This window comes from Bacillus sp. FSL K6-2839 (genome assembly GCF_038003365.1).
GTDB lineage: Bacteria > Bacillota > Bacilli > Bacillales > Bacillaceae > Bacillus.
Window position 1 is genome coordinate 303944 of record NZ_JBBOOZ010000002.1, and the last position, 26317, is coordinate 330260.

Sequence of the window (26317 nt, forward strand, 5' to 3'; positions counted from 1 at the left end):
AAAGCCCGACCTGACAGGGACGGACCTCTTTTTAGGTCGACTGAACACATTCAGTGACATTTATTTGACTTTTTTTTGAACCTTTTCGAGTAACTCATCTTCTGTTGGTGCGGATAATGGGCGATTGTTCACAAACGCAAAAGCCTTTTTTCGTCCTGGACCACAATAGGATTGACAGCCAATCTCAATTTTTGCATCAGGGTCAACCGATTTGAGTCGAGGCAGCAACGTCTTTAGGTTCGTCGCATCACAATCGTCACATACGCGAAACTCATTAGCCATGGTCTTACGCTTCCTTTCAATGATGAACTTCATTCTATATGAAACAGTTGGACAACCAAGAGTCATAATATACCACCCAACATTGTACATCGAAGCGGCTGGACTTGCAAGACGCATTGTAACCGCCGATACGCGCTTACATAAAAGCTAGTATTTTCCACTATCCTTTTAGCAAACTTGTATAAACTTTCTTGAACTTGGCTAATCTAATACCATCAAATCATATGGGGGTTTAAACATGTCAAAACAAAGACAAGATGCTTGGTCAGAGGAAGATGATCTTCTTTTGGCAGAAACCGTCTTACGTCACGTCAGAGAGGGCAGCACACAGCTGAATGCATTTGAAGAAGTAGGAGACAAGCTGAACCGTACCTCAGCGGCATGCGGTTTTAGATGGAATGCTGTTGTGAGGCATCAATATGAAAAAGCGTTAGCCCTTGCCAAAAAGCAGCGAAAACAACGGATGCGCGCACTCGGCAATGGCCAGCCTGCAAAGAAACGATTACTCTATCAGCCGCAAGTAGAAGAAACGGTCACGCACGAGGAATTCTCACAAGAGCTGGAAACAGCGCAGGAAGAAACGTTTGCACCAGCATCTGAAACAGCCGAGCAGCTCCAGTTTGTGGATCAAAGCTACAATGAAGAGTTAGCTAGTTTATCACATTTATTGTCACAGGCTTCTCATGTCGTAGAGAAAAAGCCAGAAGCCAACCCTTTTAGGCAGCAACAGGATTTAACCATCGAAGATGTCATTGATTTCTTGCGCCGCTATGAAGGCGATGGACAGCAATCATCTGCCTTACGCATGGAAAACAGCCGGTTAAAACGAGAAAATAACGAACTTTCACATAAAGTCACGCAGCTAGAAGCGGAAGTGAAAAAGCTTGAAAAGGATCAGCTCACCATTCAAGAAGATTATGAAACACTCGTCAAAATCATGAACCGTGCAAGAAAACTAGTTTTGTTTGAAGAGGACGACACTGCCGCTCCAACCTTTAAAATGGACCGGAACGGCAACCTCGAAAAAATGGCAGAATAACCAAAAGTGCTCCCCATCTGCGGGAAGCACTTTTTAAATACCCAAAAATAGCATCACACTAAAAAGGACATTAATTAAAAAGACGAACATAAAAATATACCTGACTTGTCTCACCTGAAAATCACCAAATATAAAAAGATAAAGACCTGCGATGCCAAGTGTCAGTACAGGCTGAAGAAACGGCACCAAAAGCGAAATGCCGTAGCCGGCTCCCATGATGACAGGAAGCCATAGTAAATAGAGGTAACCGCCGTTTTTGGATTTCACCAGAACCCTTCCTTTCTTTTTACGAAAACACCTTTTCATTCCGCTCAATCATCCGCGTCATGTTCTTCTCAAATTCCAGTTGTTCTTCTGCGTTCAGTCCTGACGCTGTCAGCTGATCACTGAGCTTTTGAAGCTCTTCTAGCAAAAGACGCATAAGAAGCGCGCAATCAATTGGTTCTCCAGTTAATTCTGATAAAGACGCCATCGTATCTGGCTGTATATCAGGAAATACAGCCTTCACTTCTTCTCGTTTGTCCTTTAAGGCGGCGTCATAAAAACGGCGGATCAAGTCGGCACGTTCCCGCCCGCTTCCATCTGCACACAAATAAATTTGCACAGCGACTCCACCGCGTAATCTACGCTGAGAAATGCCTGCAAATTTCTTTCCATTGATGCTTAGATCATAACTGCCCGGACAATAAGAGCCGACAATCTCATAAGCTTCAATGTCCACCTCATACTTAGACAGCATCCGGCGGACCAATTCCACCATCGCATCATACCCGCGGTCAATATCAATGCCCTTCTTTTGTTCTGCAAAGATTAATGACACATTCAAGACACCTTCATCCAGCACCACAGCAAGGCCGCCTGAATTGCGTACAATGACGCGATAGCCCTCTTCCTCAAGCAGTTTCACGCCATCTTGCAGAAATGGAAGTCTTGTATCCTGAATCCCAAGCACAATCGTATTGTGATGTACCCAAGAACGCGCTGTCGCTGGTGAGAGACCCTTCCCAACCGACGCACAAAGCGTATCATCCATCGCAAAGGATTGCTTCGGGTCCACATAAAGACCGAGGCTCGATTGATCTATGATTCGCCATTTCGGCTGTGTCAGTAACTCAATAGGTTCATTTTTCATGTCCTGCATATCCTCTCGTTCATAAACTGTGTTTATTATAACATGGGATGAATGGAGGGAGAATGAGAGAGAGATCATCAAAAAAGCTCCATGACATTTGGCGTCACAGAGCGTTTCAGTTGGATGATTTGGTTTTACTTTTCAGTGATTCATGCATTCAAGCAGTGTGATCATTCAATGATACATCCCTCACTCACCCATTTCAGCAAGTTTCCAGTCATCAACTCAGCATGCTGAGGGTCCATTACACCAGCATCCACAATCCATACCTTTTTCTCCTCTTCAGCCAGCCGCATGAGAAATACTTGCCCGCCGCCATCGTCGCCAATCGCCACATAGTCGCTTGCATATTGCTGGACTTCCCACGTTGCATTGCGTTCCGCGATGTCCTCAGTGCCGTATAGTAGCAGGTTGCTGCCTATGGAACATCCATTTGATTGTTTTAGCAAGGCCTTATAATCATGAGGCAGCACCATGTTTAGTTGGGATTCTGCCTCTTTGATGTGTTTGTCACTTGCTGGTTCATTCATGTAACTGTTTGAGTTTTGAGGGAAATTGATCATGTTTGAGAGCCTCCTATATTCATGATTCTTTTATACATTCGATAATCTGGAACTATAGACAGCGGTCCAAACTAATACAGCATTTCTTTTAGTAAAATTTCCGCTTTATGCAATTCATCTAGAAAGGGATTTAAATAGTCATTGTAACTATCCAAATAGGCTCTTACCCCTCCAATGATTAAGATCTTTTGGAGATCTCCATTGTTTTGAATAAAAATTTGTGCATCTTTATTTCTTTTGTATATTAATTGGAGAATACCTTGATTTATCTCTTGTGAATATTCTTTTTCTAAAAAGTTTATTAGGGTTTGAATTTGATTTATTAGCTCTTCTTTTTTGTTCATTGAACTCTCCTACTTTTCAGATCAGTCAATGGTACTTTACTGTGATTCATATTGATGGGAAGTTGATGATACATATACGTTACCATATTTCAGCTTAAACTGACCCAGTTATGAACCTTCAGAAATCAGTTTTGCCTATGGTCAACTTGGAGTATTTCACTAACTCATAAATATAAAAAAGCCCTCTTACACGAGGGCTTGAATTTAAAATTCTAAGATGTCAATTGTTATTCATCTGTCAATTTCCATACTATTTGACCATCTACCAAAATCTTATTTGGTGGATCATCATAAAGAGATATCTCAACTAAAGAGCTTTTCCTTTGAATTAACCAATCGTATACACTTCCACTGTTTTCATCGGGATGAGATAGTATATCATTTACTTGGAAAGCGGCAGCAATATATTCTGTAAAATGAATATCATCTTCATCTAACATATTGTTTGTTTCAAAAACTGTATCTAATTTTCCCAATATTTTCAATCCACTATTCCATTCTAATATCATATCTTTTGTTTCATGCTTTATTAATGTTCCAATCAAAGGATCATAACTCATTTTTTACCTCACCTCATCATTTTATGGTCTCGCTGGTACTATGTGAGCTCCATCTTTTCCATAATGAATCATTCCCTTAGTAGTCTCTTCATACTTTCCAGTGTTTATATCATAGTATTTTCCTATCGCTTGGCCAAAGTCTATCCTTTCTTTATTTTTACCCAATTCTTTGCCTGATCCAGCATATTTATCAAGTAATTCTTGTGCCTTTTTATTATCTCCATAAAAAATGCTTTTCTTTTTTCCATTAGCTACTTCTTGCTTGTAATTTGGTGTTTCTGGAATATGTTTTTCTTGAGCTCCTGATTTTACTTTTGCAGGGAAACCATTTACTTCACGATACGGTCCTTTTGGTACGGATTGTTTACCGTAAGTAGGTGTTTTAACCCTTTTCACCGCATTCTTCCCTTGATCTATCTTAAAAACATATTTCCCAACCTTCACTATTTTCGTGATTGGGATAATAGAAGCTGCGGACAGAGCTTGGTCTGTGCTGCTGATGTTTTGGCTGGTTTCGGGGTCTTTGCCTGTGACGGCTCGATAGCCATCGTAGATGCCGCTGTATTCTAGGATGATGTTTTCGGTGGTTGAGACGACTTCTCCGTCTAATATGCGTTTGGCGTTTCCGCAGCTGCGGATTTGATTTTTTCTGTATCAGTTCCTTCAAAATATCCAATCACTTTATCGATTTGTATTGTGCCATCATAAAACTAACTTAGATAGAAAAAAGATGAGCGACATCTCTGTAAACTCACCTTTTCTATCACTTATTCTCATTTATTTTGAAAAGAATCTGGTCTGTCCAACTCATATTAGAGGTTTATTTAACGATACATTCAGGTGAAAATTTCACAAAAACAGAGTTTGAACCATCATCCATCATTCTTTTCAATTCCTTACCTAATGAATAATTAGAATTTGGTTCTGTTTGCAATATACAAACAATATTTCCACCCTCCCCTTGAGTTAGGCAGGTTAATTGTAAATATTCATTGTTATCATAAATAAAAGAAACGATGTAATCATAGAAATTATCTTCTATGTTGTCCTTATTTATTTCTTCCTTAAAAACTCTGATTATAGTTCCAGCCCAAATTCGAGTATCGTCTTCAATTTCACGAACAGATATCCAATCATTCCCAATCATTTCTATTACATCCTCTCTACTTAATTTTTAAATTGTGACCACCAGATGCATCAGCAGGTTTAGTTTGTTTGAAATCAAAATCAACTTCTCCTTGATGCTTCCCCTTGTTATTTGTTTTTTCAAAACGACCATGCTGCGTATCTACTGAATATAAATCTCCAGTTTTAGGGTCTTTATATACATCCCTACTATTAATCTTACTTAATTTTGAATCTTTTATTAAGCCATTACTTTTAGCAACTTCTTGTACTTTTATTTTTACAGCTGCAACGCGCTCTGCTGGAGGCAATTTCACTAACGACTTTTCAAAATCTTTAGCCCCATTCCTCGCACTTCCAGCACTCTTCTCAACCCTCTTAGCTACCTTCTCCCCTTTAATAATTTTAAAAACATATTTCCCCACTTTAACAATGTTGGCACTTGGAACCATGTACACCCCGGATACTAAACGATCCATATCAGCGACTTTATCACCTGTTACAGGATCTCTTCCTGTAATCGCTCGAATGGCGTCGTTTATTCCTGTAAATTCAACCGCTGTATTTAAGATGTTTTGGGGTTGATCGCCTGTTTTTACATCTGACATCGGTTTAACGCTCTCAATTGTTACTTTGTTCTTTTCAGATATTCGTAACCGATACAGCATTCCGTCTCGCATGACCTCAACCGTTTTGGCATTTTCGAAGTTGATCTTTTTGTACTCATTTATATGATATACTTTTCCATTTAAGGTCACGGTCGTTTGATTGATTTTACTAGACGGCTTTTCGTGGACAACCGTCTCCACATTCGCCCGTTCTTTCTCACTCAGTTTCTTCAGCATGAGCGTCATCGGATTGTCTTTCGGGTTATCTATTTTGTCATTCAATCCACTGATGGTGCTGCTTACTTTTTCTTCTTTTCTATCTTTGAAAATAGACCCCTTTTGATAGGTGGTGATATCGATTTTTGGGCCGGTGAACATGGTGCTCAAGGTGTTTATGTATTGTTTTATTGTTTGAAGGGAGCTTTTTGTTTCTTGTAAAGCGCTTGTCTGCTCTCTGTCAAATGCATGAAGCAGGCCAATGGTTCTTGAGGTCTCGAGCCATGCTTTTTGATAGTTTTGCTGAAAAGCTGATTCGTCTACATTTGGCAAATGAACAATATGACCAATGCTACCGATGGCATGGTTTACATCCGTTACAATCTCAGATATCGTGCGCTCCGCTTTTTTTAGTCCTTGATCTAGTTCGTGTTCAATAAATGATTGTGAGATCAAGCCGTGCTGATTTGATTCAAGTGCATGAAGCGCCTGTTTTGTGCTTTTCAGCGCAGTGCTGTATTCCTCAATGACGACCTGAAAGAATTACAGGAAGGGAATATGACATTCTGTATAAAAGGAGCGGATGGCTTGTCCCGCCTCTCCCTTTAGTGCACCATCGAGTGAAATGATATGATGAATTTGTTTTTCTAAAGAGCTGATTTGTTGTGATTGCTGCTTTAATATATTCAGCGTTTGGTCAACTCCGTTTATTAGCGCAAAGGCGTCAAGGGTTTTCATTGCGTTCTCCTTTATTTTCTTTTACTGCTGGAGGCAAGCGCCTTGTCCGTTTCAATCATGGTGTTCACCGCTTGTTCTGTTTGTACAAGCTGTTTCTGAAGAATGCCTATGTTGGATGTACTTAATTCGTTCAACTGTTGGTTGATTTTTTCTAATGTGTCTGCTGCTAGGAGCTGATTTCTCCCTTTGATGGTTGTTGGAAGTTTTGCATTCATTTGAGCGCCTGATTGTTTGGCATGTTGTAAAACTCGATTGATTTCACTGGCATCTATTTTGATTTCTCTACTCATGTGACTTCCCTCTTTTTTCTTCCAATTGTTTCTGCTTTTCTTTCTCTATTTTTCTTTCAACAGAATGAATCTCATGTTCTAACGAATGGATCTCCGATTTTAGGTCACTGATTTTCTCATCAATTCGATTCACTAAATTGGTCAGCTGTACACCTTTTATCTCTTGACTGGCGGATGCCATCTCGTCTCGAATGTCATCAAACGTATCTGCAAGACGGCCAAACCATGTATGTGATGTCAGATCAGGATGAGTGATTTTCTTGTTAGCATCTGCCAGAGCCGATTTTGCTTCTTTTATTTCTTTTCGACACATGTTGAGTTCTATGATTTGTTCTTTTTTTATGGATATGTCTGCCTTTAACGAATACAAGGCTGTTGTATAACCGATGATAGCTCCAGACATCGTCAAACACCTCTATTCCTCAAATAGTCCTCCGTTATGTTACCGTTTCCTAGCACAAGAGGCATATGATTGAAAACGAATTCAACAAAAAACGAATCGTAGGGTTTTTATACCTATTTCACACGCGCAAAAAAAGCTAGCTTCGTGTGAAAACGAAACTAGCTTTTTTGATCGTTACTATTATCGTGCTTGAGCTGCTGTGATGAGCGCAAGGTTGTAAACGTCTTCGGCATTACAGCCTCTTGAAAGATCGTTTACTGGCTGGTTTAAGCCTTGCAGGATTGGACCTACAGCTTCAAAGTTACCTAAGCGCTGTGCAATTTTGTAGCCGATGTTTCCAGCTTCTAGGCTAGGGAAAACAAATACGCTCGCATCGCCTTTGATGACGGAATCTGGCGCTTTTTTCGCTGCTACTGAAGGAACGAAAGCTGCATCGAATTGGAATTCTCCATCAAGTACAAGCTCAGGTGCCTTTTCTTTTGCAATACGAACTGCTTCAGATACTTTTTCTGTTTCGTCTGATTTTGCTGAGCCTTTTGTAGAGAAGCTAAGCATTGCCACACGTGGTTCGATGTCAAACATTTTGGCTGTGTTTGCACTTTCGATCGCAATTTCAGCTAGATCTTGGCTGTCTGGAGCAATGTTGATCGCACAATCAGCAAACACATATTGCTCTTCGCCGCGAGCCATGATGAAGACGCCAGATGTTTTCTTTACGCCTTCTTTTGTTTTAATGATTTGAAGTGCTGGGCGCACTGTGTCAGCAGTTGAGTGTGCTGCACCGCTTACAAGTCCGTCTGCAAGACCTTTATATACAAGCATTGTACCGAAGTAGTTTTCATCTAGTAATGCTTTTCTTGCTTGCTCTTCTGTTGCTTTGCCTTTACGTCTTTCTACGAAAGCTTGTACAAGCTCTTCAAAACCTTCATATGTATGAGGATCATACACGTCGACACCATCAAGTGTAAGACCTAATTCTTTTGCTTTTGCTTCAACTTCTTGTTTTTTACCTACAACAATTGGCTGCAATACTTTGCCATCTGCTAGTTTTTGAACGGCTGTTAGAATGCGTTCGTCCATTCCCTCAGGAAAAACGATCTTTACTCCTTTACCTGCAACCTTTTCCTGAACTGTTGAAAAAATATCTGCCACTTATATACCCTCCTTGATTTTACAAAAAAAGCGTTCTCTTTTAAGCATACTCTTCTTCTACATAAATTCAAACTACCAACTTACATTATAGCGCTTACAAATTAAATTCTTATTTTTCAAACTAATTTAATCAATTTCCATAAAAGCTGTTTTCGTCGTTCAAGTTTTGATCACATCTTCATTTGGACAAACTATGTTATAGTTGGAACAGATGAAAACTGTAAATAGGAGTGAAATAAATGAGCGAACAACATACAACCAATGAAGCAGCTCAAACACTAGACGGCTGGTATGCACTGCATGATTTTAGAACCTTTGACTGGACAGCTTGGAAGCTGCTGACAAGTGATGAGCGACAAGCGATTCTTCATGAGTTCACAGGTCTATTAGAAAAATGGAAAACAGCTGAGCACGATAAGGCTGGAAGCCAAACAATCTATAGTATTGTCGGCCAAAAAGCAGATATTATGCTCATGATTTTGCGTCCAACCATGGAAGAACTGGGTGAAATTGAACTTGAATTCAACAAGACACGACTAGCAGAGTTTACGATCCCAGCTTATTCGTACGTTTCAGTTGTCGAACTCAGCAACTACTTAGCAGGAGGCGGAGATGGCGGAGATCCTTACGAGAACCCGCATGTACGTGCACGTCTATACCCAGAGCTCCCTTCTTCTCAATACGTGTGCTTCTATCCAATGGATAAGAGACGTTCCGGCAATGACAACTGGTACATGCTCTCTATGGATGAGCGTAAATCACTCATGAGAAGCCACGGCTTAATTGGCCGCAGCTATGCCGGGAAAGTAAAGCAGATCATTACAGGCTCCGTCGGTTTTGATGATTATGAGTGGGGCGTCACTCTTTTCTCTGACGATGTGCTTCAATTTAAAAAATTGGTTTATGAAATGCGCTTTGATGAAGTCAGTGCACGCTACGGCGAATTTGGTTCCTTCTTTGTCGGAAACCGATTAGCAAACGAGCAGCTGGCGTCTTATTTCCATGTATGATAAACACTTAAGGCTTCGGAACTTTCCGAAGCTTTTTTATGTATTTGTTTAGAAAGGTGATCACATCATGAAAAACTTCCCCATCGCTATTTTTGCTTTAACGCTCGGTGCGTTTTCGATTGGCATGACTGAATTTGTCATTATGGGGCTTTTGCCAAACGTCGCAAATGATCTCCATGTATCTATTTCTGCTTCAGGTCAGCTGATTACCGGATACGCACTTGGTGTCGCAGTTGGCGGCCACATGGGTTAATCCCCCCCTTCTCGTAGAGATGGGGTTTTCATTTGAATAGCAACAGACATTGATACTCATGAAGTCAGAAAGAAAATTCACAGGATTGGCTTTGTATGTGAGCATTTGGGATACGTTGTGCAACCATAAAACGAACGGCCAGAATGTCTATTTTTTTTACGGACCATTTGAGCTCCACAAACACACTTGATCGGCTTTGCCTTTACTTTCTGTTTGAATTCACCAGCTGTCATGCTTACTGATAAATTGAGTGCTGTCATTAGTTCAATGAGTTTGTATCTATCCAAAAGCTTAACATCATTGCTTTCAGCCAGTTCTCGCGCATCTTTTGTATAAAAGTTGTTCGTGATCACCCAGGACTCTTCAGCCTTATAGTGATTTTTGGCGGCCACTATTTCTTGAATCGCTTTTATACCGACCTTAGCTTTTTGACGCTTTGCTTGCACTACGATCTTTGTGCCTGATTTTTTTATGATGAGATCAGCCCCAAAATCCTTCCTTTCAGGTGTCACCTGAACCTTATAATCATTGGCCCTAAACATATATGCGAGGTATTGCTCAAACTGAAAACCATCCATATAGTCAATATCCTTAATGCTAGACTTTACGAATTTGCTCTTGTTTTTGTTTTTTGAAAGAAAGCTTGCAACAAGATAACAAACACCTATCATTACGATTACGGCAAATACAATAAACAAGACATTCCAGGTGTTAGGTAGTTTCAATAAGATATTTGTCCTCACCAAAATTGACTCCTCCTATTGTAAAGAAAGAAAAAACCTCCTAAATAGGAGGCTATCTTTGCTCAGCAAATTCCACTCTTTTATTTTCAAAGCTATAGACCATCGATTGGCTCCAAGCTTTACCCTTGCTTGACTTTAGTTTCATTGAGTAATTTGGCCGTTTCCTTTGGCGTGACTTTTTTCTCCCCCAATTTCTCCAAGTTGTTTTTAAACAAAAACTATAAGCCTTAGAATTTTCAAGAATAAGTTTTCCGCACTGTTTACAAGTTGCTATTACTTCTCGTTCAACATTTATTGTCTTAATGTTGTTCTTAATGTCAGAACAAGTTTTATTGATAAAAGACCTCAATTCCATGTAAAAGTCTTCTTTCGTCATTTTGCATGCTTCAACTTCCGACAGCAATGACTCTAGATATGCTGTTGCATGCACATTAGTAAGAAGATAATCATCCGGCATCATTTGAATTAATGTTCTACCCAGCTGCGTTGAAATTAACTTGTTGTCTTTACGTTCAATGTAACCACGTTTGATTAGTAGCTCAATGATAGAATCGCGCGTTGCCACCGTACCGATTCCTTCAGCACGTTTCAATGTTTTCTTCTCTTCATCATCTAATAGCCCCTTTATATTCAATTTTTGGTGCAGCTGCATACGCAGTATTTTTCTTGAAAAGATTGAATAAAAATGACAGTTCAAATGCATTACTTTCAATCTGTTCTTCAAAAACTAATTCTTGATTTTTTCACCATGATTAATCAATTTTTCAAACGAAGCCTTCTCCCTTTTTCCATTGACTAACATGTACAATAATTTCCCATCCATTTCTAAATAGCCCTCATTATTAACCCCAAATGTTTCTATCCCCTTGGCTGTATAATTAGTGGTTGGATTATCATTTGTGGTAAGCATTAAAGAAGCAATAACAATTAAACTTAAAACAATCAATAAACGCCTTAATAATAATTTCATATACGTATCCTCACCCTTTTTAATAAAAAAAGAGTATTCCTTTTTAAGAAATACTCTTTTTTCTTGCTATTTATTTAGTTCATCCCATGTCACGTCAAGTTCACCTTCACCGTAAGTGTACTCGTTATACGTTTTCCCAGATTCACCGTTACCACCATTATTTTTAATATTGCCACCACCAGTTCTTTTACCGTTAGAGGTAGAATTATTAGGCGATTTTTTTGGAGTCTCTTTTTTTACATAAGACTTCTTTGGGGTAGTTGAACCAGAACTAATATTGTTATTTTTCTTGTTGGAATAGTTTGGTTTAAGTGATCTAGAAACATTGGAATTATTATTAGATTTATTTGAACTGTATCCATTTTGGACTTTCTTATTGCTGCTAGGAGTTTGTTCTTCGGTTTTACTAGTAACGCCTTGATTTACTTTTCTCATTGCTAGTCACAATGTTTTTCTGTTCAACTTTAGTTTTTGTTTTGACATAATTTTTTTCAAGTTTCACTAGTTTCTTTTGCATTTCTTTCTTTAATTCTGGATTTTTAATTTTGCTGATCTCCTTTTTAGCAAGATCAATATCCTTTTGAGATTTCACTCCAGCTTTTAATGCTTTATTTGATTTTCCGAGAACTTTTTGCTGTTCTGATAGGCTCTTTAAGAATTTAGTTTCTTTCTTTACAAAATTCTTATCATTGATAGCTGCAAGTGCTTTTTCCAAGGAACTAATTTGTTTCTTTGTTTCACCTGGTTTAAGAACACCCTTTTTGCTTGATACTTTATTTAATTCTTTTGAGAAATTAATTTTTTTCTCTGCTTGCTCTATATCAGCAAGTAAAGATTTTTTTGCCGTTTTGTCGCTGACTAACTCTGTTTTCCCTTTAACAGCCAATAAATTCTTTTCATTCAAATTTTTGTTTAGTTACGTACAGCAGCAATAGCTTCATTAAAATGATTAGATTCTTTTGCTTCAGCTTGTTTATTGTATATATAAACTCCACCGAAACCGGTTACAGCAATAGTCGCTACTGCAATGCCAGCAATAATTTTCTTTTTCATTGTAAAATCCCCTTTTATAGTATCGTCATTTTTTTCTAAGAATGAATGCCGTAATAAAAGACTCTAGATGCTACAATTAAATATGGAAACCAACTTAAAATACATGATATGGTACAAGAAATGTAACTTCCATATTTATTCGTATTATCTCTTTTTATAATGTTGGTTTTTGGCATGTACCAACAACCTTGGATTTCCTATCATAAATAGAAAACCTCAGTCACGAATTGTATCACAAGTGGATTTTAAGCTTCTCCCCACTAACTAGATTAGTCGTATAGTTAACTTGGTTGGTGATCTTCGACCAAGCACCACGCATAATTTTTTTTTCAAGGAACATTTTAATAATCATTACAGTTTAACTTGCTCTATAACTAACTGATCTTGACCTGCCAACCTTAACCAGTTCACTATTTCTATTCTTGCGTTTAGCAAGAACTTTGCCTTCAATTGTTCTTACTGTTCTTATATCATAATAAATTTCATGAAATCTTAAGATTTGATTATTATGGACATTTTGAACAAATAAACTTGATTTCAGAACATAAATCTCTTTATTAAAGGTCTTAATCGTCACTTTATTAGCAAGATCAACAAATTCAAATCTTACCATTTTTTCTTCTGACATTTTTTGCGCCTGTCTCATATTTGATGTTGCACCACCGTTTATAAATTTTCTGTTAAATCCTCTGTCTTTATTCCTAATGTTTGCGTAATTTTCATCATCACAGCAAGGGAGGATTTATTATAGTCTCCATTCTCAATCTTAGAGATGGTTGCTTGCGAAACCCCGGATACTGCTGCCAACTGAAACTGGGTCCACCCTTTTTCTTTTCTCTTTTCTTTAACGATGTTCTTTATTGTTTTCACCTCCTTAAAGTTGAAATTAAAATATCTTACCTTTTTCTGCTATCATTAAATAAAAACAAGCATTGGTGTGTGTGGATCTTATGAACGAATTACGAAATGAAATAGGAAGAAATATTCTCAAAAGCAGGCAAGCGTTAAAGATATCATCTACTGAACTCTCTAGCCTTTCAGGAGTCTCCCAATCCTCTATAAGTAAAATTGAAAGGGGGACTTCCTCACCAAACATCGAGACACTGATTAAAATTTGCAAAGCTTTAAATATTCCATTGTATGGAGTTCTGCCTAAATCTCTCTTCCCTGAAGTTGATGATAGTGCCCAGAAAAATGGAAGCTTATTCATGTACTTAATCAAATGTCAGGTGGCGAAATAGAGTTTATCCAATCATTTTTATCAACTAATGTTCTTTCACTTATGAATAATATTGCCCCCCTCATACAATCCTTCAACGAATTAAGTGATAAGGAACGTGACTTATTGAGGGATTTTTTAAATTCGATTACGAATATTACTTTACAAGATGATAAAACAAAAAGGGAGGGTTAATTTTATACCCCCCCTTTTATTTAAGTTTCTTCTTTATCGTCTTCAACTGTTTTTTTATTGTTTCGACCGATTTAAACAAATGTTCTGCGATCTGCCCTCTTGTTAACCCTTTTTCTTTTAATTTATAAACCTCTCTTTCGGCCGGAGTTAATATGCTAGCTTTTCTCTCTATACGCAGTTCATTAATTAACAGGCTTGAAACATCAGCATTTAATGTAACCTTATCTATAAAAGCTTCTCTAATAAATTTTGGGATATCTTTGTACGATGACTTGTTAATGTAATTCATGGCCCCTTGATCAAATGATTCTAGAATGATTGCAGGCTCTTCCCAGGAAGTAAGCATGATGATCTTCTGGAAACCTCTTTCAACCAACTCTTTTGATAAATCTAAACCGCCTAATTCCTCATCTTCAGATAAAGTTAAATCCATAAGTATAATATCAACTTCATGATTCTCCAGCTGCAAGGCTTCACTTTTTGTGAGAGCTTTTTTTACAACAACCATATCTTTTTCTTTCGAAATTAAGTCGCTAATACCCTTCATCCACACTGGATCATCCTCAACAATCATTACCTTGATCCTATTATCCATAACTTTCACCAACAATTTCTTTTTTCGAACTTGAACTTGATTTTAAGTTGATAACTCTGTTTCTGGGAATAGTTAAGGTTATAGTTGTTCCCTCTCCTAGTTGGCTATTTACTTTTATGCTACCGTTGTGTTTTGTCATGACGTTATAACAATATGTTAAGCCAAGACCAAAATTTCCAACCTTCTTTTTTGTAGAGAAAAACGGGTCTAACATTTTGGCCTGCATTTCTTTATTAACACCCTTTCCATTATCAGCGACATCAATATGTAATTTACGACGCACCTGGTAGACTCTGATCTTTATCTGCTTATTATCCTCCATTGCTTCCATCGCGTTTTTCATTAAATTTAATAACGTTTCTTGCAAGTGAATAGGATCTGCATAGATATTCGCATCCACTTCAAATAATTTCTTTAATTGTACAGTGCTGATCTGTGGCTGAAGTAGTTCAACACTTGAATTAACAAGATCTATAATATTAAATTCTGTTTCCTTTAATTCCATAATATCAAGTTTACTTTGAATACGGCTCGACAACTCAAACAAGTGATTGGCTGATTTAAGAATCATATCAACTGATTCCTGATTTTCCCAAAATTTTGACTCTTTGAGGTCATTTGCAAGAAGATCTATTTTTGCTACTTCATTTTTTATTGAATGATTTAATAAGGCAGTACCAGATGTTACTGCCTTCATAGTTAAGTCTCTTCTTTGTTTTTCAAACTTTATTTGTACTCCCAGGAAGCCATATTTAATTATAAAATAAACAAATAGTACAAAAGCAATAGCTATTACCCAAGGGTTTAGCATCCATACACCGAATATTCCAAAGGCTTCTAAAATTATATTGGTGAATACCGCGAATAAGAGTGTTGGTACAACAACTAGACAAGTATAAATTTTTTGTCTTTTGCTTGTTATACTCTTTTCTGTATATGCTGCATAAACCATCAATCCTAAAGAAATAAAGACGTATGGTACGACCCATAATGAAAGAACTACATGATGTGTTTGCCATAGAGGGAATTCCGTAAAGTAAATTTGCATAATGATTACGGGTATGAACAAAATTATTTTCCAAATGAAACTTTGCTTTTTACTTGTGATTATTTCTGAAAACACAAGGCCGAAAATCATGATTGCATATGCTGTTCCATAGTGTCCAATCGATGATGTAATGTAGTGGATCAGCTGTAGCTGGCTAGATGAACCATCCAAGTAATAAGATAAAATTACACTTAAACCACCAAATCCCCCAAAAAAACCAATAAAACTGCCCCATCTTGTTTTTTCATTTTCAGGATAAGTAAGAAACAAAACTAAACTCATGGCCCACAACAATGCAGTTAGGATGAACATCATTTTATTTCTTTAGCCTACTTTCAATAAATTGAAGTGTGTCAGCTGCTATTCTATTTCTAGATAGAACAATTCCAGCATGCCCACAACTGTATACGTGCCTTTTAGGTTGATTCCAGCTATTCCACAGAGTATCAGCATCGTTTATGTCGATATACATGTCATATTTTCCTGATATTAAGAGTACATTTTCTTTGTCTACGAGAAGTTTTGCTTTACTAGGGTTCATAATATCCCAAGCTTTGTCGAGTTCTTCATACGTTGTTCCATGTTCCTCCAGATCTCTTCGTATATACTTCCCAGGAAGAGTGTTCCAGATGGAATGCGCAATATTATTCGCATAAAAAGCTGATACAACAATATTAACGTCTTTCTCGACTGTTGCTAATAAGTTTGTTAGCCACCCTCCTAAACTAATGCCAATTACTATTATTTCTCCACCTTCGTTTTCCTTGATCCATTTAATCAGCCCTCTAAGTTCAACAATAGCTTGCTGGGAGGATTGCACTGTTCGACTTATATTGGCGCTAATCATGTGTTCACCAGAATATGTTGAATTTTGTGGTTCCCTATCGAAATGATAAGGCAGCGTGTAGTAATACATATTCCAATCATAATTTTTAACGATTTTATCGTGATAAATCTTCTTAATTCTGTCGTATGAATCCATGCGCCATCCATGTACGAAGATTACATTGGGCTTGTGCTTAGACTCTTTACGCAAAAACATTTCCCCAGAAACCTTGTCATTCTTATCTACATCAGATCTGATGCTTGAATGAAAAGAAAATATCCCACTTTTTAAGTTTGCTGTATGGTTATCGATGTGAAATTCTAAATCAATTGGCTGAGCACTAAAAAAACGATCCCTATTACCTACGTCAATAGGTAAATTATTATAGTGACTTTCTTTGCTTCTTGTTCTGTGCATATCCATTAATGCTGCGTAATCTATTACTTTTAAAAGCTTCAAAAGAATTAACTCCTTTAATCTCAAATTATTACTTTGCGAATATTTTAGCATAAAAAGGTTATTTTTTTGGAAACAAATTAAATAAATAAATTGATGAATGAAAGCTAATTAGTAAGCCAATGATGTGTAATAAACAAGATATATTAAAGAAACAATTAATATAAAGATAAACAATAAAAATAAAAAGACAAAAAATATAAGGGAAATCATAAAAGACCTTATCGAAGCATATATATCAATAGGTTGAGAGATTTTAAAGATTAATATAAACCTACAATCAACAAACTCACATCAGCAATAATACCTTATTAACAATTCACATTTTTATAAATACATTTAGTCTGTTTAAGATATCTTGTAATACAGAATTTTATTTTCTATATATGCCCTCAGCCATTCTGCCTTTAATATCGGGAATGCCGGCGGTGCAGCGCTTGACAGTCTTGCAGCTTGTACCGTTATTTGCTGCAGCTGTAACCTTCATTGGACTCATCATTACGATCATGAGCTATCAGTCAGATAGTCGAACAAAAGGGACCTGAGTCAGGTCCTTTTTTATTTCATCACGGTCATTTCTGGCTCTTCTATTTGTTTCACACGTTCCTGAACTGGATGGGAAAAGGAGTGCTCGGATAAGACGATATGAGATACGGTTTTTGTAAACCCAGACACTGCCTGAATAAAGGCTTCAATTTCTTCAAGAGAAGCGACTGACAGCTTAATGAAAAAGCATGACTGTCCTGCCACTCGATAAGCAAAAAAAGCGCGTGGGTGCTGATTCATAAAAGCCACAAAACGTTGATACTCCCCGTTTAGCACTGTGACTTCCAGCAGGCAGTCAATCATAAGCCCTAATTTTTTATAGTTAACCTGAACCGAATACCCTTCAATAATTCCTGCATCCTCTAATTTACGTACTCTTTCAGCTACCGCAGGTGCGGATAAATTGACTCGTTTGGACAATTCCCTCATAGACAAGCGGGCATCTTCTTTCAATTCATTTAAAATATGCACATCAACATCGGTGATTTTCATTCGTACCTCTCCTATCCGAAAGTCGTTCCATTTGAAAAGTATTTTATGATAATACTTATGATTCGAAATGTAAAATAAAACTAAATAATGGTAGAATTTATTTTAACGGAATTGAATGAAAAAGCAAGTATGGAGGGATCACCTGATGAAAGAATCTTTAGACAGCAAGGCTTCTAAAACGTTTCCCATCACACTTGCCATCGCGCTCACACTTGGCGTCTTTGCGGCGGGATCGGAAGAACTGGTGATTTCACCACTGCTGCCTGATTTATCAAACTCCTTTCAGCACTCTCTTGATATTCTCGCCCTTTCCATCAGCATTTATGGGTTAGCTGTGCTGGTTGGAGCCCCGCTGCTGGTTCCTTTAGGGGACCGGTATTCAAGGGAACTGTGTTTGATCATCGGGCTTTCTTTCTTTTTGATTGGAACCGTGATGTGTGCGGCTGCCCCGAATTTAGCAGTGTTTTTTGCCGGCCGTGCCATTTCTGGGCTGGCGACCGGTGTATTTGTGCCAACAGCCTATGCTCTTGTAGGCGACCGGGTTCCTTACGAATATCGAGGCAAGGTGATGGGACTCATTGTGTCGAGCTGGTCTCTTTCTCTTGTCCTTGGTGTACCAATTGGCGCCTTTATCGGTCAGAGTTTGAACTGGCGCTGGACATTTTGGATCTTCGCCATCATGAGTCTCGTTGTCCTGCTGCTCGTCATCCTTGAATCACGCAAACAAACCGCGACAGCGAATACAGGAACACCTCAAGCTAGGGGGAAAACTGGCTCTTTATGGGGAGCTTTGAAAATTGATCGTGTCCCCGCCTATTTGACCGTGACATTTTGTAATATGCTAGGATTTTATGGCATGTACTCGTTCTTAGGAGCTTATCTGCAAAGTCTGTTTTCTGGAGGGCAATCGACGGCAGGACTTCTGATCATGGCTTACGGCGTCGGTTTTTCCATGAGTGTATTTACAGGGAAATTAGCAGACTGGTTTGGCAAAACACGTACTCTTTTCTTTGTGCTGGGCGGCATTACGCTCGTTCTCGCCTTACTTCCTTATGCACCTTTCTCATGGACATTGCTGATTTTCGCCCTATTTATTTGGGGTGCCATGCAAAGTTTATCTGTCACGCTTTTGAGCACTGTCCTAAGCGACTGCTCCCAAATCCACCGAGGCAAAGTGATGGCTTTTTACAGCCTTGCGTCCAATCTTGCCGTTATGCTTGGTTCCGCTCTTATGGGACCTGTCTATGTCCATTTCGGCTATCATACGGTAGGGCTTGTATGTGCACTCATTACGCTTGTTGGTTTTCTCATTAGCTTCGCCAGCTATAAACGTGAACGAACCTTACAGCAGAAACATAAAAACACATTTGAAACGTAAGCTCATTTCACTGCACATCTCGGTATGTGCAGTTTTTTAGATCAATTTTTAATATCATCGTAAAATACATTTTTTATAAATTTTGTTGACAATTGCCAAATTTATTTTTTATAATCTAGTAAAAATTTGAAAAAGATTGGATGGTAAACATGATCTTAAAGAATGATGTTTTTCATTTCAAAGAAGAGCCCATCGTTTCACCTAAGATGTTTACAGTCAATACACTAGGCCCTGAGGGGACAAGCAGTGAATATGCAGCAAAACATTTCATCTCTCATTCCACCACTACACTCGGCACTCATACGAAACTATCCCTTTACGACACGTTCGAAACTTGCATTGAACATACTCTCTCTAACGCACTCCAATACACTCTCGTTCCACACGCATACGAAGGAATCAAACACTTCTACATGAGACCTGACCTGCAGCTTTTACAAATTTTCAGATGTGACACACCCATGTATGGTTTGGCTGTCAGACCAGATTTCCCATTTCAAGAACAAATGCTCCACCATTTAAAAATTGTCTCTCACCCTGCACCTGTCAATTTGATTCAATATTTCATTCACCAAAATGCTGAATTTGAGCTGGTCAATTCTACAAGTACTGCCGCACAAAAAGTAAGAGACGGCGAATTTGATTTCGCTTTAACCAATGAAGTGGCCAGAGCCACATACGGCCTCACCTTCATTCGAACGTTTAAAAGCATCCCAATGAGCTGGTCCATATTCGGAAAAGGAGAGATATAATATGCAAACTGAACAAAAGACGCAAGAACGATATTTTCCTCAAGCCAAAAAAGTAGAATGGGAGAATGGTGTCACACAATATTCCACGGTCAGAGGTGATACGGAAGTGTTAATTTCATACGTCCCTCCTCACACGATCATAGAACCTCACGAGCATCCCGAAGCACAAATCGGCATCGTATTAAAAGGCGAGCTTCAAATGACGGTCGGCCCATCGACCCAATTGCTCACCCCTTTAGAATCAGCCTATATCGCACCACCTTTTGTCCCTCACGGCGCATCTAACCTGACAGATGAAGAAGTGATTGCCATTGATATTAAGAGATTAAAAGATGGCGAGGAATATACGGCTCCTCCTACTTATTTCTTAGATATTTTCAAAACACGGGATTTACTCCCTGGCATGGAAGTCACCTTTTTTGTTGAGGATTGGATGGAGCTCATGATTGCCAACATTCCTGGAAATGGCGGTGAAATGCCTTTTCATAAACACCGCAATGAACAAATCGGCATTTGCATCAGCGGAGGTTATGATATGACCATTGAAGGCTTTACAGAGAAAATGGAATTTGGCACCACTTATTTCTGTGATCCAAAGGAAGATCATGGTGCGATAAATCCAAAGCCGGAAGCATCAAAGTCTATTAATCTCTTCTTCCCTCCCCGCTATAATCGGTTGAAGCCAAAAGCGTCTAAGGTGAAGAAATGAACCTCGACGGAAAAGTCGTCCTGATTACAGGAGGTGCATCAGGGATTGGGCTTGCCGCAGTCAAGCTTTTCCTTGAGCATGGAGCAAAAGTAGCAGTGGCTGACATCAATGAACAGAGCGGCAAACAACTCGTCGAATCATTGCCGCACGAGCATCTTGCGTTTTTCAAAACAGATATTACGAATGAGTCTGACTGTCAAAAAACCGTTCAGTTCGTGCTGAACCATTTTGGAACAATTGATGTTTTGATTAACAATGCAGGCATCGAAATTGTCTCCCCCGTTCACGAGATGACACTGGAGGATTGGAACCACATTGTACAGGTCAACCTGACGGGTGTATTTCTCATGAGTAAGCATACTTTGCCGCATATGCTTGAAAAGAAAAGCGGAAGTATTATCAATACTGGATCTGTCGGGGGTCTTGTTGGCTGGCCTGACATCCCTGCCTATAACGCAACAAAGGGCGGTGTCATCCAGCTAACCAAATCCATGGCGGTCGACTATGCCGCCCATCAAATCAGGGTGAACTGTATCGCCCCGGGCATTATTGATACGCCATTAAATGAAAAATCCTTTTTAGACAATCATTCAGAAAGTCTTGAGGTTGTCAAAAAAGAAAAAGCAAAGGTGAACCCATTACTTCGTCTCGGAAAACCCGAAGAAATTGCGGGCGTCATGCTGTTTCTCGCCTCTGATCTATCCAGTTATATGACTGGAAGTGTTGTCACAGCAGATGGCGGTTACACCGCTAGATAAAAAGGAGTGCTTTCATTGAGTAAAAAAACCGTACTTGTCATTGCTGATCTGGGAGGATGCCCGCCCCATATGTTTTACGAAAGCGTGGCAGCATCGTATCATATCGTTTCTTATATCCCGAGACCCTTTGCTATTACAAAGGGACACGCTGAGCTAATCGAAAAATACTCCATTGCCGTCATCAAAGATCGAGATTATTTTGACACAAACCCTTCTTTTGAACACCCAGATTCTATTTACTGGGCACATGACGATTATCTGAAATCCGAGGAAGAGGTGGTGGACGACCTAGTTCGTGTGGCTTCCTTTTTCAAAGCGGATGCGATTACCACCAATAATGAATTATTCATTACACCAATGGCAAAAGCCGCTGAGCGTCTTGGACTGCGCGGCGCTGGGGTAAAGGCAGCTGAATTAGCGCGTGATAAAAGTCAAATGAGGGCTGCATTCAACGCGGCTGGGGTCAAAGCAGTAAAAACTCAGCCTGTCACTACTTTAGCTGATTTCCAGCAAGCCATTGAACATATCGGGACACCGCTTATTTTAAAGCCTACATATTTAGCAAGCTCCATTGGCGTGACCCTTTTTCATGACCGAGCCGGCAGTGATGATCTCTTTTTAAACGTACAATCCTATTTGCAAACCATTCCCGTTCCAAACGCTGTGACGTATGAAGCTCCGTTTGTCGCTGAAACATACTTAGAGGGTGCTTACGAGGATTGGTATCAAGAGGACGGCTACGCTGATTATGTCAGTGTTGAAGGGTTAGTCGTTGAGGGTGAATATATCCCTTTTGTCATTCATGATAAGACCCCTCAAATCGGTTTTACAGAAACGGCTCATATTACTCCGTCGATCCTAGACAATGAAGCCCAGCAACTCATCATTGAGGCAGCAAAGAAGGCAAATGAAGGGCTAGGTCTTGAAAACTGTGCCACTCATACAGAAATCAAGCTCATGAAAAATCGAGAAACCGGATTAATCGAATCAGCAGCTAGATTTGCTGGCTGGAATATGATTCCGAATATCAAAAAGGTCTTTGGGGTGGATATGGCCAAGCTGCTGATTGATGTATTAGTCGATGGAAAAAAGGCTGATTTGCCAAAAGAACTGCTTTCTGGACATACGCATTATTTAGCAGACTGTCATTTATACCCTCAGCATTTCAAAGAGAGCGGACACATTCCGCCTGAGGTCACACACATCACCATTGATCATGTGCATATTCAGCAGGACACTTTGGTTGGAGATACTGTCATCATCAGTGAATCCGTCCCACCTAAAGGGACCTTTGTGGACCTATCTTTATTTGAAGCATTTAATGGCATCGTGTCTCTTGAATTAAAAGGCTCGTCTTCTCAGGATGTTGCCGCATCCATCCGTAACATTCAGAAGCAGGCAACCATTCAGTTAATGGATGAACTAGTGAAGGGATAGAAAGAGAGGGTAACGTGGTGAAGATCTTACCATCTAACATGATTGAACGGCTGCCAGAACAAAAATTTGGAACCGTATTTGAGAAAATTGCACATAAAACACAAAACGGAGCGAACATTGTGAACCTTGGTCAGGGAAATCCCGATCTTCCTACTCCTGCCCATATTGTGAGTGCCCTTCAAGAGGCAGCAGGCACTTTGCAATTTCAGCAATATGCTCCTTTTAGAGGCTTTGACTTTTTCAAGCAAGCCATTGCAGATTTCTACAGAAAGGAATTCGGCATTGAGGTTGACCCGCAGAAGGAGATTGCCCTTTTCAATGGAGGGAAAACAGGCCTTTATGTGATGAGTCAGTGCCTGCTTGATCCAGGGGACATTGCCCTCGTCCCCGATCCTGGATACCCAGAATATCATTCAGGCATCTTGATGGCGGACGCAAAGCCATACTGCATCCGACTGGAAGAGGAAAATGGCTATTTGCCGAATTTCCCGTCAATTGATCCAGACGTGTTAAAAAAGGCAAAGGTTCTTTTCTTAAATTATCCGAATAACCCTACAGGTGCTGTGGCAAGTGAAGCATTTTTTGAAGAAGCTGCGGAATTTGCCTCAGCTCACGGTCTGCATGTGATTCATGATTTTGCCTATGGTTCATTTCATTATGAGCAAAAACCAGTAAGCTTTCTAAAGGCACCTCTTGGAAAAAAAGTAGGCGTGGAATTATATTCTTTATCCAAAACATTCAATATGGCAGGATGGAGAGTCGCTTTTGCTGTAGGGAATGAGGACATCATTCATGCCATAAACGCCTTCCAAGATCATGTGTTTGTCAGTATGTATGGCGGATTTCAACAAGCCGCCACCATTGCCTTACAAAGTGATGACTGTCATATTCAATCCTTGAAAGAAGTCTACCTTGAACGAATGAATTTCTTCATCCGTCAAGCGGAGAAGCAGCTTGGCTGGACCATTGAACGTCCAGCCGGCGCCTTTTATTTATGGGCTTCGATCCCTGATGATTTCGAGGATTCTCATGCTTTTGCCGACTATTTACTCGAGCATGCAGATGTCGTCGTGACGCCTGGGGGTGTATTTGGAGCACATGGAAGACGTCATGTCCGCATCTCAATGGTGGCGTCAATTGAACAGCTTGCCCTTTTTATCGATCGGCTCCATATACTGCCGATTCGCTTTCATCAAAAAACCCGCATATAGCGGGTTTTTCATGTTATATACTTTTCATTGAACCACCATCGACGGATATTTGCTGTCCGGTGACATAGGAGGCTTCCTCTGATGCGATAAAAGCGGCTAATGAAGCCATTTCACTCGCTGAACCTACTCTTTGCATCGGGATTCCTGACGCAACAGCTTTTACAGCTTCTTCGCGTGATAATGACTGTTGACGCATCATGTTTCCGATAAATTGTTCATACCGATCTGTAGCAATAAATCCTGGGTTTAAACAATTTACTGTGATTCCTGAGGGCGCAAGCTGTGTGGCTGCATTTTTACTAGCATTGATAATCGCTGCATTCATCATACTGTTCGTAAACATTTGGTCACCAGGTTCCTTCCAGAGGTTCCCGACAATTTGAATGATCCGGCCGTATTCATGTCTTTTCATCATCGCTGCCGCACGTTTCATCGTATCAATGTACGCAATGGCTTTCTGAGAAAATGCTGCCAGCATCTGCTCACTTTCACATGAATCAAAAGTATCTGGCTTCCCTCCTGGAATGTTATTAATCAACACATCCAGTCTGCCAAACTCTTTTTCTATTGCCGCAAAGGCCTCAGCTCGCACTCCTTCATGGGACATATCGCCACAGAAAAGAGACACCGGCTCTTTTGTTTCTGCCATACGCCCAATGTGCTGCTGCGCATCTTCTAGTGAGGATTGATTTCTAGAATTGATGATGACTTTTACATGGTCTTGGGCGGCAAGCTTTATAGCAATTGCCTTTCCAATCCCGGTACTTGCCCCTGTGACAAATGCAATTCTTTTAGACAAACTCATCCACATCCCTTTTCTACTCAACTTAGTAAACATACATAAAATGACACATATAGAATGTATTTCAACAAAAAAAGACCTTTCTCCTGCGAAAGGCCTCTGTTCTTTATTTAAATGTCGTTTCCCAATCAAATCCGATCGTCTCATCATTCCAAGCGATTCTCTTTTCATCTGGGTTTTTCGGGTCATAGGATTCTGTCGTGAAATACACAATTTGCAGCGGCGTCTCGCCTAGTACCCGGTAGCCATGTGCGACACCCTTTGGGATGAGGAGCAGCATTGGATTGTCTTCCCCCATATAATACACGTCGGTTTCACCCTTTGTAGGAGAATCCTCACGCAAATCGTATAAAACGACCTGGGCATGACCTGCTGGGAAAAACCAAACGTCGTCTTGCTTTTCATGATAATGAAAGGCTTTGATCACTCCTGGAAAGCTTTTCGACCACGATGCCTGCCCAAAGCGTTTCAGCATCGGCTCATCATCTCGAATGAGCTCTGCAAAAAAGCCGCGATCATCACAATGTTTCATGAGTTTTTTCGTTTGTACACCATCAATCATGCTGATGCCATCTCCCTTCTTTCTGCAAATATTCGTGAAGTGCATCCTTCCAATGTCTTGGTTGCCAGCCTGTGGCTTCAATCGCTTGAAGGTCTAACACAGAATAGGCTGGACGAGGCGTTTGGAAGCCGTACTCTTCCGTGGAAATTGGCTCAATGGTCGTAGACAGGCCGCTTTTTGCGACAATTTCTGACGCAAAGTCAAACCAAGAACAGCTGTCTCGGTTACTGACATGATAAATCCCTGCTTTTTGATCAAACAAATGAATGATTGCCTCTGCGACATCCTTTGTATAAGTAGGTGATCCTACTTGATCGTTCACGATGCGCAAATGATCCTTTGTTTCTGCGAGCCTAAGAATGGTATTCACAAAGTTATGTCCCTCATGTCCGTATAGCCACGATGTACGGATGATTTTCACTTCGTCTGACACGAGATGAATCAATTCCTCACCAAGCTTTTTACTTTTTCCATAAATGGTTTGAGGATCTGCTTGTGCATCGACTTGGTAAGGGCTGTCTGCTTGCCCGTCAAATACATAATCTGTACTGACATGTAACACATCAGCCCCCACGTTCTTTGCCTCCAGCGCTGTATAATAGGCGCCAATGCCATTGACAAGATACGCCTTTTCCGTTTCTGTTTCACATTGATCAACAGATGTATATGCTGCTGCACTGACAACAATATCAGGCTGAAAGTGTCTCATTGCGTGTCTGACTGCTTGCTGGTCTGCGATATTGAGCATACTCCTCGTTAAGGCAATGACGGTGATATCTTTTTCCTTGAGCTGTCTGCTCAATTCTTTCCCTAGTTGCCCGCCTGCACCGGTGATTAAAACTTTCATCCG

The 26317-nt window shown here is 39.7% G+C and carries 34 protein-coding genes and 3 pseudogenes; 10 read left to right on the forward strand and 27 right to left on the reverse strand.

Translation table 11 applies throughout. The features are described 5' to 3' along the window. Nucleotides 1-60: 60 nt before the first annotated feature. On the reverse strand, nt 61-282 hold the full coding sequence (locus tag MHH26_RS15630) for a DUF1450 domain-containing protein (RefSeq protein ID WP_003215259.1): 222 nt from the start codon (nt 280-282) through the stop codon (nt 61-63). 238 nt (nt 283-520) lie between these two features. Between MHH26_RS15630 and MHH26_RS15635 the strand changes: the two genes are divergently transcribed. After that, nucleotides 521-1321 (forward strand): RsfA family transcriptional regulator, encoded by an 801-nt coding sequence (locus tag MHH26_RS15635; protein ID WP_340973999.1) that lies wholly within the window; start codon nt 521-523, stop codon nt 1319-1321. A gap of 33 nt (nt 1322-1354) precedes the next feature. On the opposite strand, the gene MHH26_RS15640 is transcribed toward MHH26_RS15635, so the two are convergent. The 11 genes and pseudogenes from MHH26_RS15640 to pta all read right to left on the reverse strand — a co-directional run bounded on the left by MHH26_RS15640 (nt 1355) and on the right by pta (nt 8452). Then, on the reverse strand, nt 1355-1588 hold the full coding sequence (locus MHH26_RS15640; RefSeq protein ID WP_034660341.1) for a DUF5970 family protein: 234 nt from the start codon (nt 1586-1588) through the stop codon (nt 1355-1357). A gap of 19 nt (nt 1589-1607) precedes the next feature. Then, the gene (locus tag MHH26_RS15645; RefSeq protein WP_034660343.1) at nt 1608-2453 is read right to left on the reverse strand and encodes a lipoate--protein ligase family protein; all 846 of its coding nucleotides are present in this window, start codon (nt 2451-2453) and stop codon (nt 1608-1610) included. A 170-nt stretch (nt 2454-2623) separates the two neighbouring features. Then, nucleotides 2624-3016, reverse strand: a complete 393-nt coding sequence (locus tag MHH26_RS15650) for an SMI1/KNR4 family protein (protein ID WP_340974000.1) — start codon at nt 3014-3016, stop codon at nt 2624-2626. A gap of 71 nt (nt 3017-3087) precedes the next feature. Continuing rightward, on the reverse strand, nt 3088-3360 hold the full coding sequence (locus tag MHH26_RS15655; protein ID WP_106030624.1) for a hypothetical protein: 273 nt from the start codon (nt 3358-3360) through the stop codon (nt 3088-3090). 227 nt (nt 3361-3587) lie between these two features. After that, nucleotides 3588-3920, reverse strand: a complete 333-nt coding sequence (locus tag MHH26_RS15660; RefSeq protein WP_340974001.1) for a hypothetical protein — start codon at nt 3918-3920, stop codon at nt 3588-3590. 21 nt (nt 3921-3941) lie between these two features. Next, nucleotides 3942-4556 (reverse strand): annotated as a pseudogene (locus tag MHH26_RS15665) (polymorphic toxin type 50 domain-containing protein); the annotation flags it as partial. Nucleotides 4557-4740: 184 nt separating this feature from the next. Then, on the reverse strand, nt 4741-5067 hold the full coding sequence (locus MHH26_RS15670) for a hypothetical protein (protein WP_034660349.1): 327 nt from the start codon (nt 5065-5067) through the stop codon (nt 4741-4743). Nucleotides 5068-5083: 16 nt separating this feature from the next. Then, nucleotides 5084-6607 (reverse strand): annotated as a pseudogene (locus MHH26_RS15675) (T7SS effector LXG polymorphic toxin). A gap of 11 nt (nt 6608-6618) precedes the next feature. After that, complete coding sequence (locus tag MHH26_RS15680) at nt 6619-6897, reverse strand: YwqI/YxiC family protein (RefSeq protein ID WP_334750549.1); 279 nt, start codon at nt 6895-6897, stop codon at nt 6619-6621. After that, complete coding sequence (locus MHH26_RS15685; RefSeq protein WP_106030628.1) at nt 6890-7300, reverse strand: YwqH-like family protein; 411 nt, start codon at nt 7298-7300, stop codon at nt 6890-6892. Before MHH26_RS15685 ends, MHH26_RS15680 begins: the two co-directional genes overlap by 8 nt. Nucleotides 7301-7480: 180 nt before the next feature. Beyond that, complete coding sequence (gene pta, locus MHH26_RS15690) at nt 7481-8452, reverse strand: phosphate acetyltransferase (RefSeq protein ID WP_034660357.1); 972 nt, start codon at nt 8450-8452, stop codon at nt 7481-7483. A 239-nt stretch (nt 8453-8691) separates the two neighbouring features. On the opposite strand from pta, the gene hemQ reads away from it, so the two are divergent. Together hemQ and MHH26_RS15700 are read left to right on the forward strand one after the other, a co-directional pair. Further along, nucleotides 8692-9462, forward strand: a complete 771-nt coding sequence (hemQ, locus tag MHH26_RS15695) for a hydrogen peroxide-dependent heme synthase (RefSeq protein ID WP_003215092.1) — start codon at nt 8692-8694, stop codon at nt 9460-9462. 67 nt (nt 9463-9529) lie between these two features. After that, nucleotides 9530-9703, forward strand: a pseudogene (locus MHH26_RS15700) (MFS transporter); the annotation flags it as partial. Nucleotides 9704-9792: 89 nt separating this feature from the next. Here MHH26_RS15700 and MHH26_RS15705 read toward each other — a convergent pair. From MHH26_RS15705 to MHH26_RS15740, 8 genes are all read right to left on the reverse strand, one after another. After that, nucleotides 9793-10458: a restriction endonuclease gene (locus tag MHH26_RS15705; protein ID WP_127687226.1), complete on the reverse strand. Its 666-nt coding sequence runs from the start codon at nt 10456-10458 to the stop codon at nt 9793-9795. Between the two features lie 52 nt (nt 10459-10510). Next, nucleotides 10511-11161, reverse strand: coding sequence for a DNA topoisomerase (locus MHH26_RS15710; RefSeq protein WP_340974414.1), 651 nt, complete (start codon nt 11159-11161; stop codon nt 10511-10513). A gap of 24 nt (nt 11162-11185) precedes the next feature. Further along, nucleotides 11186-11428, reverse strand: a complete 243-nt coding sequence (locus tag MHH26_RS15715; protein WP_340974003.1) for a hypothetical protein — start codon at nt 11426-11428, stop codon at nt 11186-11188. A gap of 66 nt (nt 11429-11494) precedes the next feature. Then, a complete protein-coding gene (locus MHH26_RS15720) occupies nt 11495-11863 on the reverse strand; it encodes a hypothetical protein (RefSeq protein WP_106072023.1) in 369 nt (122 codons plus the stop codon). After that, nucleotides 11835-12314 (reverse strand): hypothetical protein, encoded by a 480-nt coding sequence (locus MHH26_RS15725; RefSeq protein ID WP_226509264.1) that lies wholly within the window; start codon nt 12312-12314, stop codon nt 11835-11837. Before MHH26_RS15725 ends, MHH26_RS15720 begins: the two co-directional genes overlap by 29 nt. A gap of 26 nt (nt 12315-12340) precedes the next feature. After that, complete coding sequence (locus MHH26_RS15730) at nt 12341-12481, reverse strand: hypothetical protein (protein ID WP_164847182.1); 141 nt, start codon at nt 12479-12481, stop codon at nt 12341-12343. A 358-nt stretch (nt 12482-12839) separates the two neighbouring features. Beyond that, nucleotides 12840-13127, reverse strand: a complete 288-nt coding sequence (locus tag MHH26_RS15735) for a hypothetical protein (protein WP_106072021.1) — start codon at nt 13125-13127, stop codon at nt 12840-12842. 20 nt (nt 13128-13147) lie between these two features. Then, the gene (locus MHH26_RS15740) at nt 13148-13288 is read right to left on the reverse strand and encodes a helix-turn-helix transcriptional regulator (RefSeq protein WP_240667843.1); all 141 of its coding nucleotides are present in this window, start codon (nt 13286-13288) and stop codon (nt 13148-13150) included. Nucleotides 13289-13431: 143 nt separating this feature from the next. Between MHH26_RS15740 and MHH26_RS19270 the strand changes: the two genes are divergently transcribed. Continuing rightward, a complete protein-coding gene (locus MHH26_RS19270) occupies nt 13432-13722 on the forward strand; it encodes a helix-turn-helix domain-containing protein (protein WP_106072020.1) in 291 nt (96 codons plus the stop codon). 189 nt (nt 13723-13911) lie between these two features. Here MHH26_RS19270 and MHH26_RS15745 read toward each other — a convergent pair whose 3' ends face one another. From MHH26_RS15745 to MHH26_RS15760, 4 genes are all read right to left on the reverse strand, one after another. Further along, on the reverse strand, nt 13912-14469 hold the full coding sequence (locus MHH26_RS15745) for a response regulator transcription factor (RefSeq protein ID WP_106038353.1): 558 nt from the start codon (nt 14467-14469) through the stop codon (nt 13912-13914). A 13-nt stretch (nt 14470-14482) separates the two neighbouring features. After that, a complete protein-coding gene (locus MHH26_RS15750; RefSeq protein ID WP_226509266.1) occupies nt 14483-15808 on the reverse strand; it encodes a sensor histidine kinase in 1326 nt (441 codons plus the stop codon). 46 nt (nt 15809-15854) lie between these two features. Continuing rightward, nucleotides 15855-16823, reverse strand: coding sequence for an alpha/beta hydrolase family protein (locus MHH26_RS15755; RefSeq protein WP_340974009.1), 969 nt, complete (start codon nt 16821-16823; stop codon nt 15855-15857). 555 nt (nt 16824-17378) lie between these two features. Next, nucleotides 17379-17858: an Lrp/AsnC family transcriptional regulator gene (locus MHH26_RS15760; protein WP_041816025.1), complete on the reverse strand. Its 480-nt coding sequence runs from the start codon at nt 17856-17858 to the stop codon at nt 17379-17381. Between the two features lie 145 nt (nt 17859-18003). Between MHH26_RS15760 and MHH26_RS15765 the strand changes: the two genes are divergently transcribed. From MHH26_RS15765 to MHH26_RS15790, 6 genes are all read left to right on the forward strand, one after another. Beyond that, complete coding sequence (locus MHH26_RS15765) at nt 18004-19236, forward strand: MFS transporter (RefSeq protein WP_340974011.1); 1233 nt, start codon at nt 18004-18006, stop codon at nt 19234-19236. A gap of 149 nt (nt 19237-19385) precedes the next feature. After that, on the forward strand, nt 19386-19988 hold the full coding sequence (locus MHH26_RS15770) for a bacilysin biosynthesis protein BacA (RefSeq protein ID WP_034660365.1): 603 nt from the start codon (nt 19386-19388) through the stop codon (nt 19986-19988). A 1-nt stretch (nt 19989) separates the two neighbouring features. Then, complete coding sequence (locus tag MHH26_RS15775) at nt 19990-20697, forward strand: cupin domain-containing protein (protein WP_066031589.1); 708 nt, start codon at nt 19990-19992, stop codon at nt 20695-20697. Further along, complete coding sequence (locus tag MHH26_RS15780; protein WP_066031588.1) at nt 20694-21455, forward strand: SDR family NAD(P)-dependent oxidoreductase; 762 nt, start codon at nt 20694-20696, stop codon at nt 21453-21455. Before MHH26_RS15775 ends, MHH26_RS15780 begins: the two co-directional genes overlap by 4 nt. A gap of 15 nt (nt 21456-21470) precedes the next feature. Next, nucleotides 21471-22892 carry an ATP-grasp domain-containing protein gene (locus tag MHH26_RS15785; RefSeq protein ID WP_066031587.1) on the forward strand — a complete coding sequence of 474 codons (1422 nt, stop codon included), beginning with the start codon at nt 21471-21473 and terminating at the stop codon, nt 22890-22892. A gap of 17 nt (nt 22893-22909) precedes the next feature. Further along, complete coding sequence (locus tag MHH26_RS15790; protein ID WP_196769768.1) at nt 22910-24103, forward strand: aminotransferase class I/II-fold pyridoxal phosphate-dependent enzyme; 1194 nt, start codon at nt 22910-22912, stop codon at nt 24101-24103. Between the two features lie 13 nt (nt 24104-24116). On the opposite strand, the gene MHH26_RS15795 is transcribed toward MHH26_RS15790, so the two are convergent. The 3 genes from MHH26_RS15795 to rfbD all read right to left on the reverse strand — a co-directional run bounded on the left by MHH26_RS15795 (nt 24117) and on the right by rfbD (nt 26314). After that, nucleotides 24117-24908, reverse strand: coding sequence for an SDR family oxidoreductase (locus MHH26_RS15795; RefSeq protein ID WP_269202091.1), 792 nt, complete (start codon nt 24906-24908; stop codon nt 24117-24119). A gap of 103 nt (nt 24909-25011) precedes the next feature. Continuing rightward, entirely contained in the window at nt 25012-25467 is a 456-nt protein-coding gene (locus MHH26_RS15800) for a dTDP-4-dehydrorhamnose 3,5-epimerase family protein (RefSeq protein WP_060597527.1), read from the reverse strand. Further along, complete coding sequence (gene rfbD / locus MHH26_RS15805) at nt 25460-26314, reverse strand: dTDP-4-dehydrorhamnose reductase (RefSeq protein WP_060597528.1); 855 nt, start codon at nt 26312-26314, stop codon at nt 25460-25462. Before rfbD ends, MHH26_RS15800 begins: the two co-directional genes overlap by 8 nt. Nucleotides 26315-26317 lie beyond the last annotated feature (3 nt).

Excerpts from the sequence above, each read along its gene's own strand:
- MHH26_RS15630 (WP_003215259.1), bottom strand. The coding sequence starts at position 282 with ATGGCTAATGAGTTTCGCGTATGTGACGATTGTGATGCGACGAACCTA.
- MHH26_RS15635 (WP_340973999.1), top strand. The coding sequence starts at position 521 with ATGTCAAAACAAAGACAAGATGCTTGGTCAGAGGAAGATGATCTTCTT.
- MHH26_RS15645 (WP_034660343.1), bottom strand. The coding sequence starts at position 2,453 with ATGAAAAATGAACCTATTGAGTTACTGACACAGCCGAAATGGCGAATC.
- MHH26_RS15650 (WP_340974000.1), bottom strand. The coding sequence starts at position 3,016 with ATGATCAATTTCCCTCAAAACTCAAACAGTTACATGAATGAACCAGCA.
- MHH26_RS15655 (WP_106030624.1), bottom strand. The coding sequence starts at position 3,360 with ATGAACAAAAAAGAAGAGCTAATAAATCAAATTCAAACCCTAATAAAC.
- MHH26_RS15660 (WP_340974001.1), bottom strand. The coding sequence starts at position 3,920 with ATGAGTTATGATCCTTTGATTGGAACATTAATAAAGCATGAAACAAAA.
- MHH26_RS15670 (WP_034660349.1), bottom strand. The coding sequence starts at position 5,067 with ATGATTGGGAATGATTGGATATCTGTTCGTGAAATTGAAGACGATACT.
- MHH26_RS15680 (WP_334750549.1), bottom strand. The coding sequence starts at position 6,897 with ATGAGTAGAGAAATCAAAATAGATGCCAGTGAAATCAATCGAGTTTTA.
- MHH26_RS15685 (WP_106030628.1), bottom strand. The coding sequence starts at position 7,300 with ATGTCTGGAGCTATCATCGGTTATACAACAGCCTTGTATTCGTTAAAG.
- hemQ (WP_003215092.1), top strand. The coding sequence starts at position 8,692 with ATGAGCGAACAACATACAACCAATGAAGCAGCTCAAACACTAGACGGC.
- MHH26_RS15710 (WP_340974414.1), bottom strand. The coding sequence starts at position 11,161 with ATGCATTTGAACTGTCATTTTTATTCAATCTTTTCAAGAAAAATACTG.
- MHH26_RS15715 (WP_340974003.1), bottom strand. The coding sequence starts at position 11,428 with ATGAAATTATTATTAAGGCGTTTATTGATTGTTTTAAGTTTAATTGTT.
- MHH26_RS15720 (WP_106072023.1), bottom strand. The coding sequence starts at position 11,863 with ATGAGAAAAGTAAATCAAGGCGTTACTAGTAAAACCGAAGAACAAACT.
- MHH26_RS15730 (WP_164847182.1), bottom strand. The coding sequence starts at position 12,481 with ATGAAAAAGAAAATTATTGCTGGCATTGCAGTAGCGACTATTGCTGTA.
- MHH26_RS15735 (WP_106072021.1), bottom strand. The coding sequence starts at position 13,127 with ATGAGACAGGCGCAAAAAATGTCAGAAGAAAAAATGGTAAGATTTGAA.
- MHH26_RS19270 (WP_106072020.1), top strand. The coding sequence starts at position 13,432 with ATGAACGAATTACGAAATGAAATAGGAAGAAATATTCTCAAAAGCAGG.
- MHH26_RS15745 (WP_106038353.1), bottom strand. The coding sequence starts at position 14,469 with ATGATTGTTGAGGATGATCCAGTGTGGATGAAGGGTATTAGCGACTTA.
- MHH26_RS15760 (WP_041816025.1), bottom strand. The coding sequence starts at position 17,858 with ATGAAAATCACCGATGTTGATGTGCATATTTTAAATGAATTGAAAGAA.
- MHH26_RS15765 (WP_340974011.1), top strand. The coding sequence starts at position 18,004 with ATGAAAGAATCTTTAGACAGCAAGGCTTCTAAAACGTTTCCCATCACA.
- MHH26_RS15770 (WP_034660365.1), top strand. The coding sequence starts at position 19,386 with ATGATCTTAAAGAATGATGTTTTTCATTTCAAAGAAGAGCCCATCGTT.
- MHH26_RS15775 (WP_066031589.1), top strand. The coding sequence starts at position 19,990 with ATGCAAACTGAACAAAAGACGCAAGAACGATATTTTCCTCAAGCCAAA.
- MHH26_RS15780 (WP_066031588.1), top strand. The coding sequence starts at position 20,694 with ATGAACCTCGACGGAAAAGTCGTCCTGATTACAGGAGGTGCATCAGGG.
- MHH26_RS15795 (WP_269202091.1), bottom strand. The coding sequence starts at position 24,908 with ATGAGTTTGTCTAAAAGAATTGCATTTGTCACAGGGGCAAGTACCGGG.
- MHH26_RS15800 (WP_060597527.1), bottom strand. The coding sequence starts at position 25,467 with ATGATTGATGGTGTACAAACGAAAAAACTCATGAAACATTGTGATGAT.
- rfbD (WP_060597528.1), bottom strand. The coding sequence starts at position 26,314 with ATGAAAGTTTTAATCACCGGTGCAGGCGGGCAACTAGGGAAAGAATTG.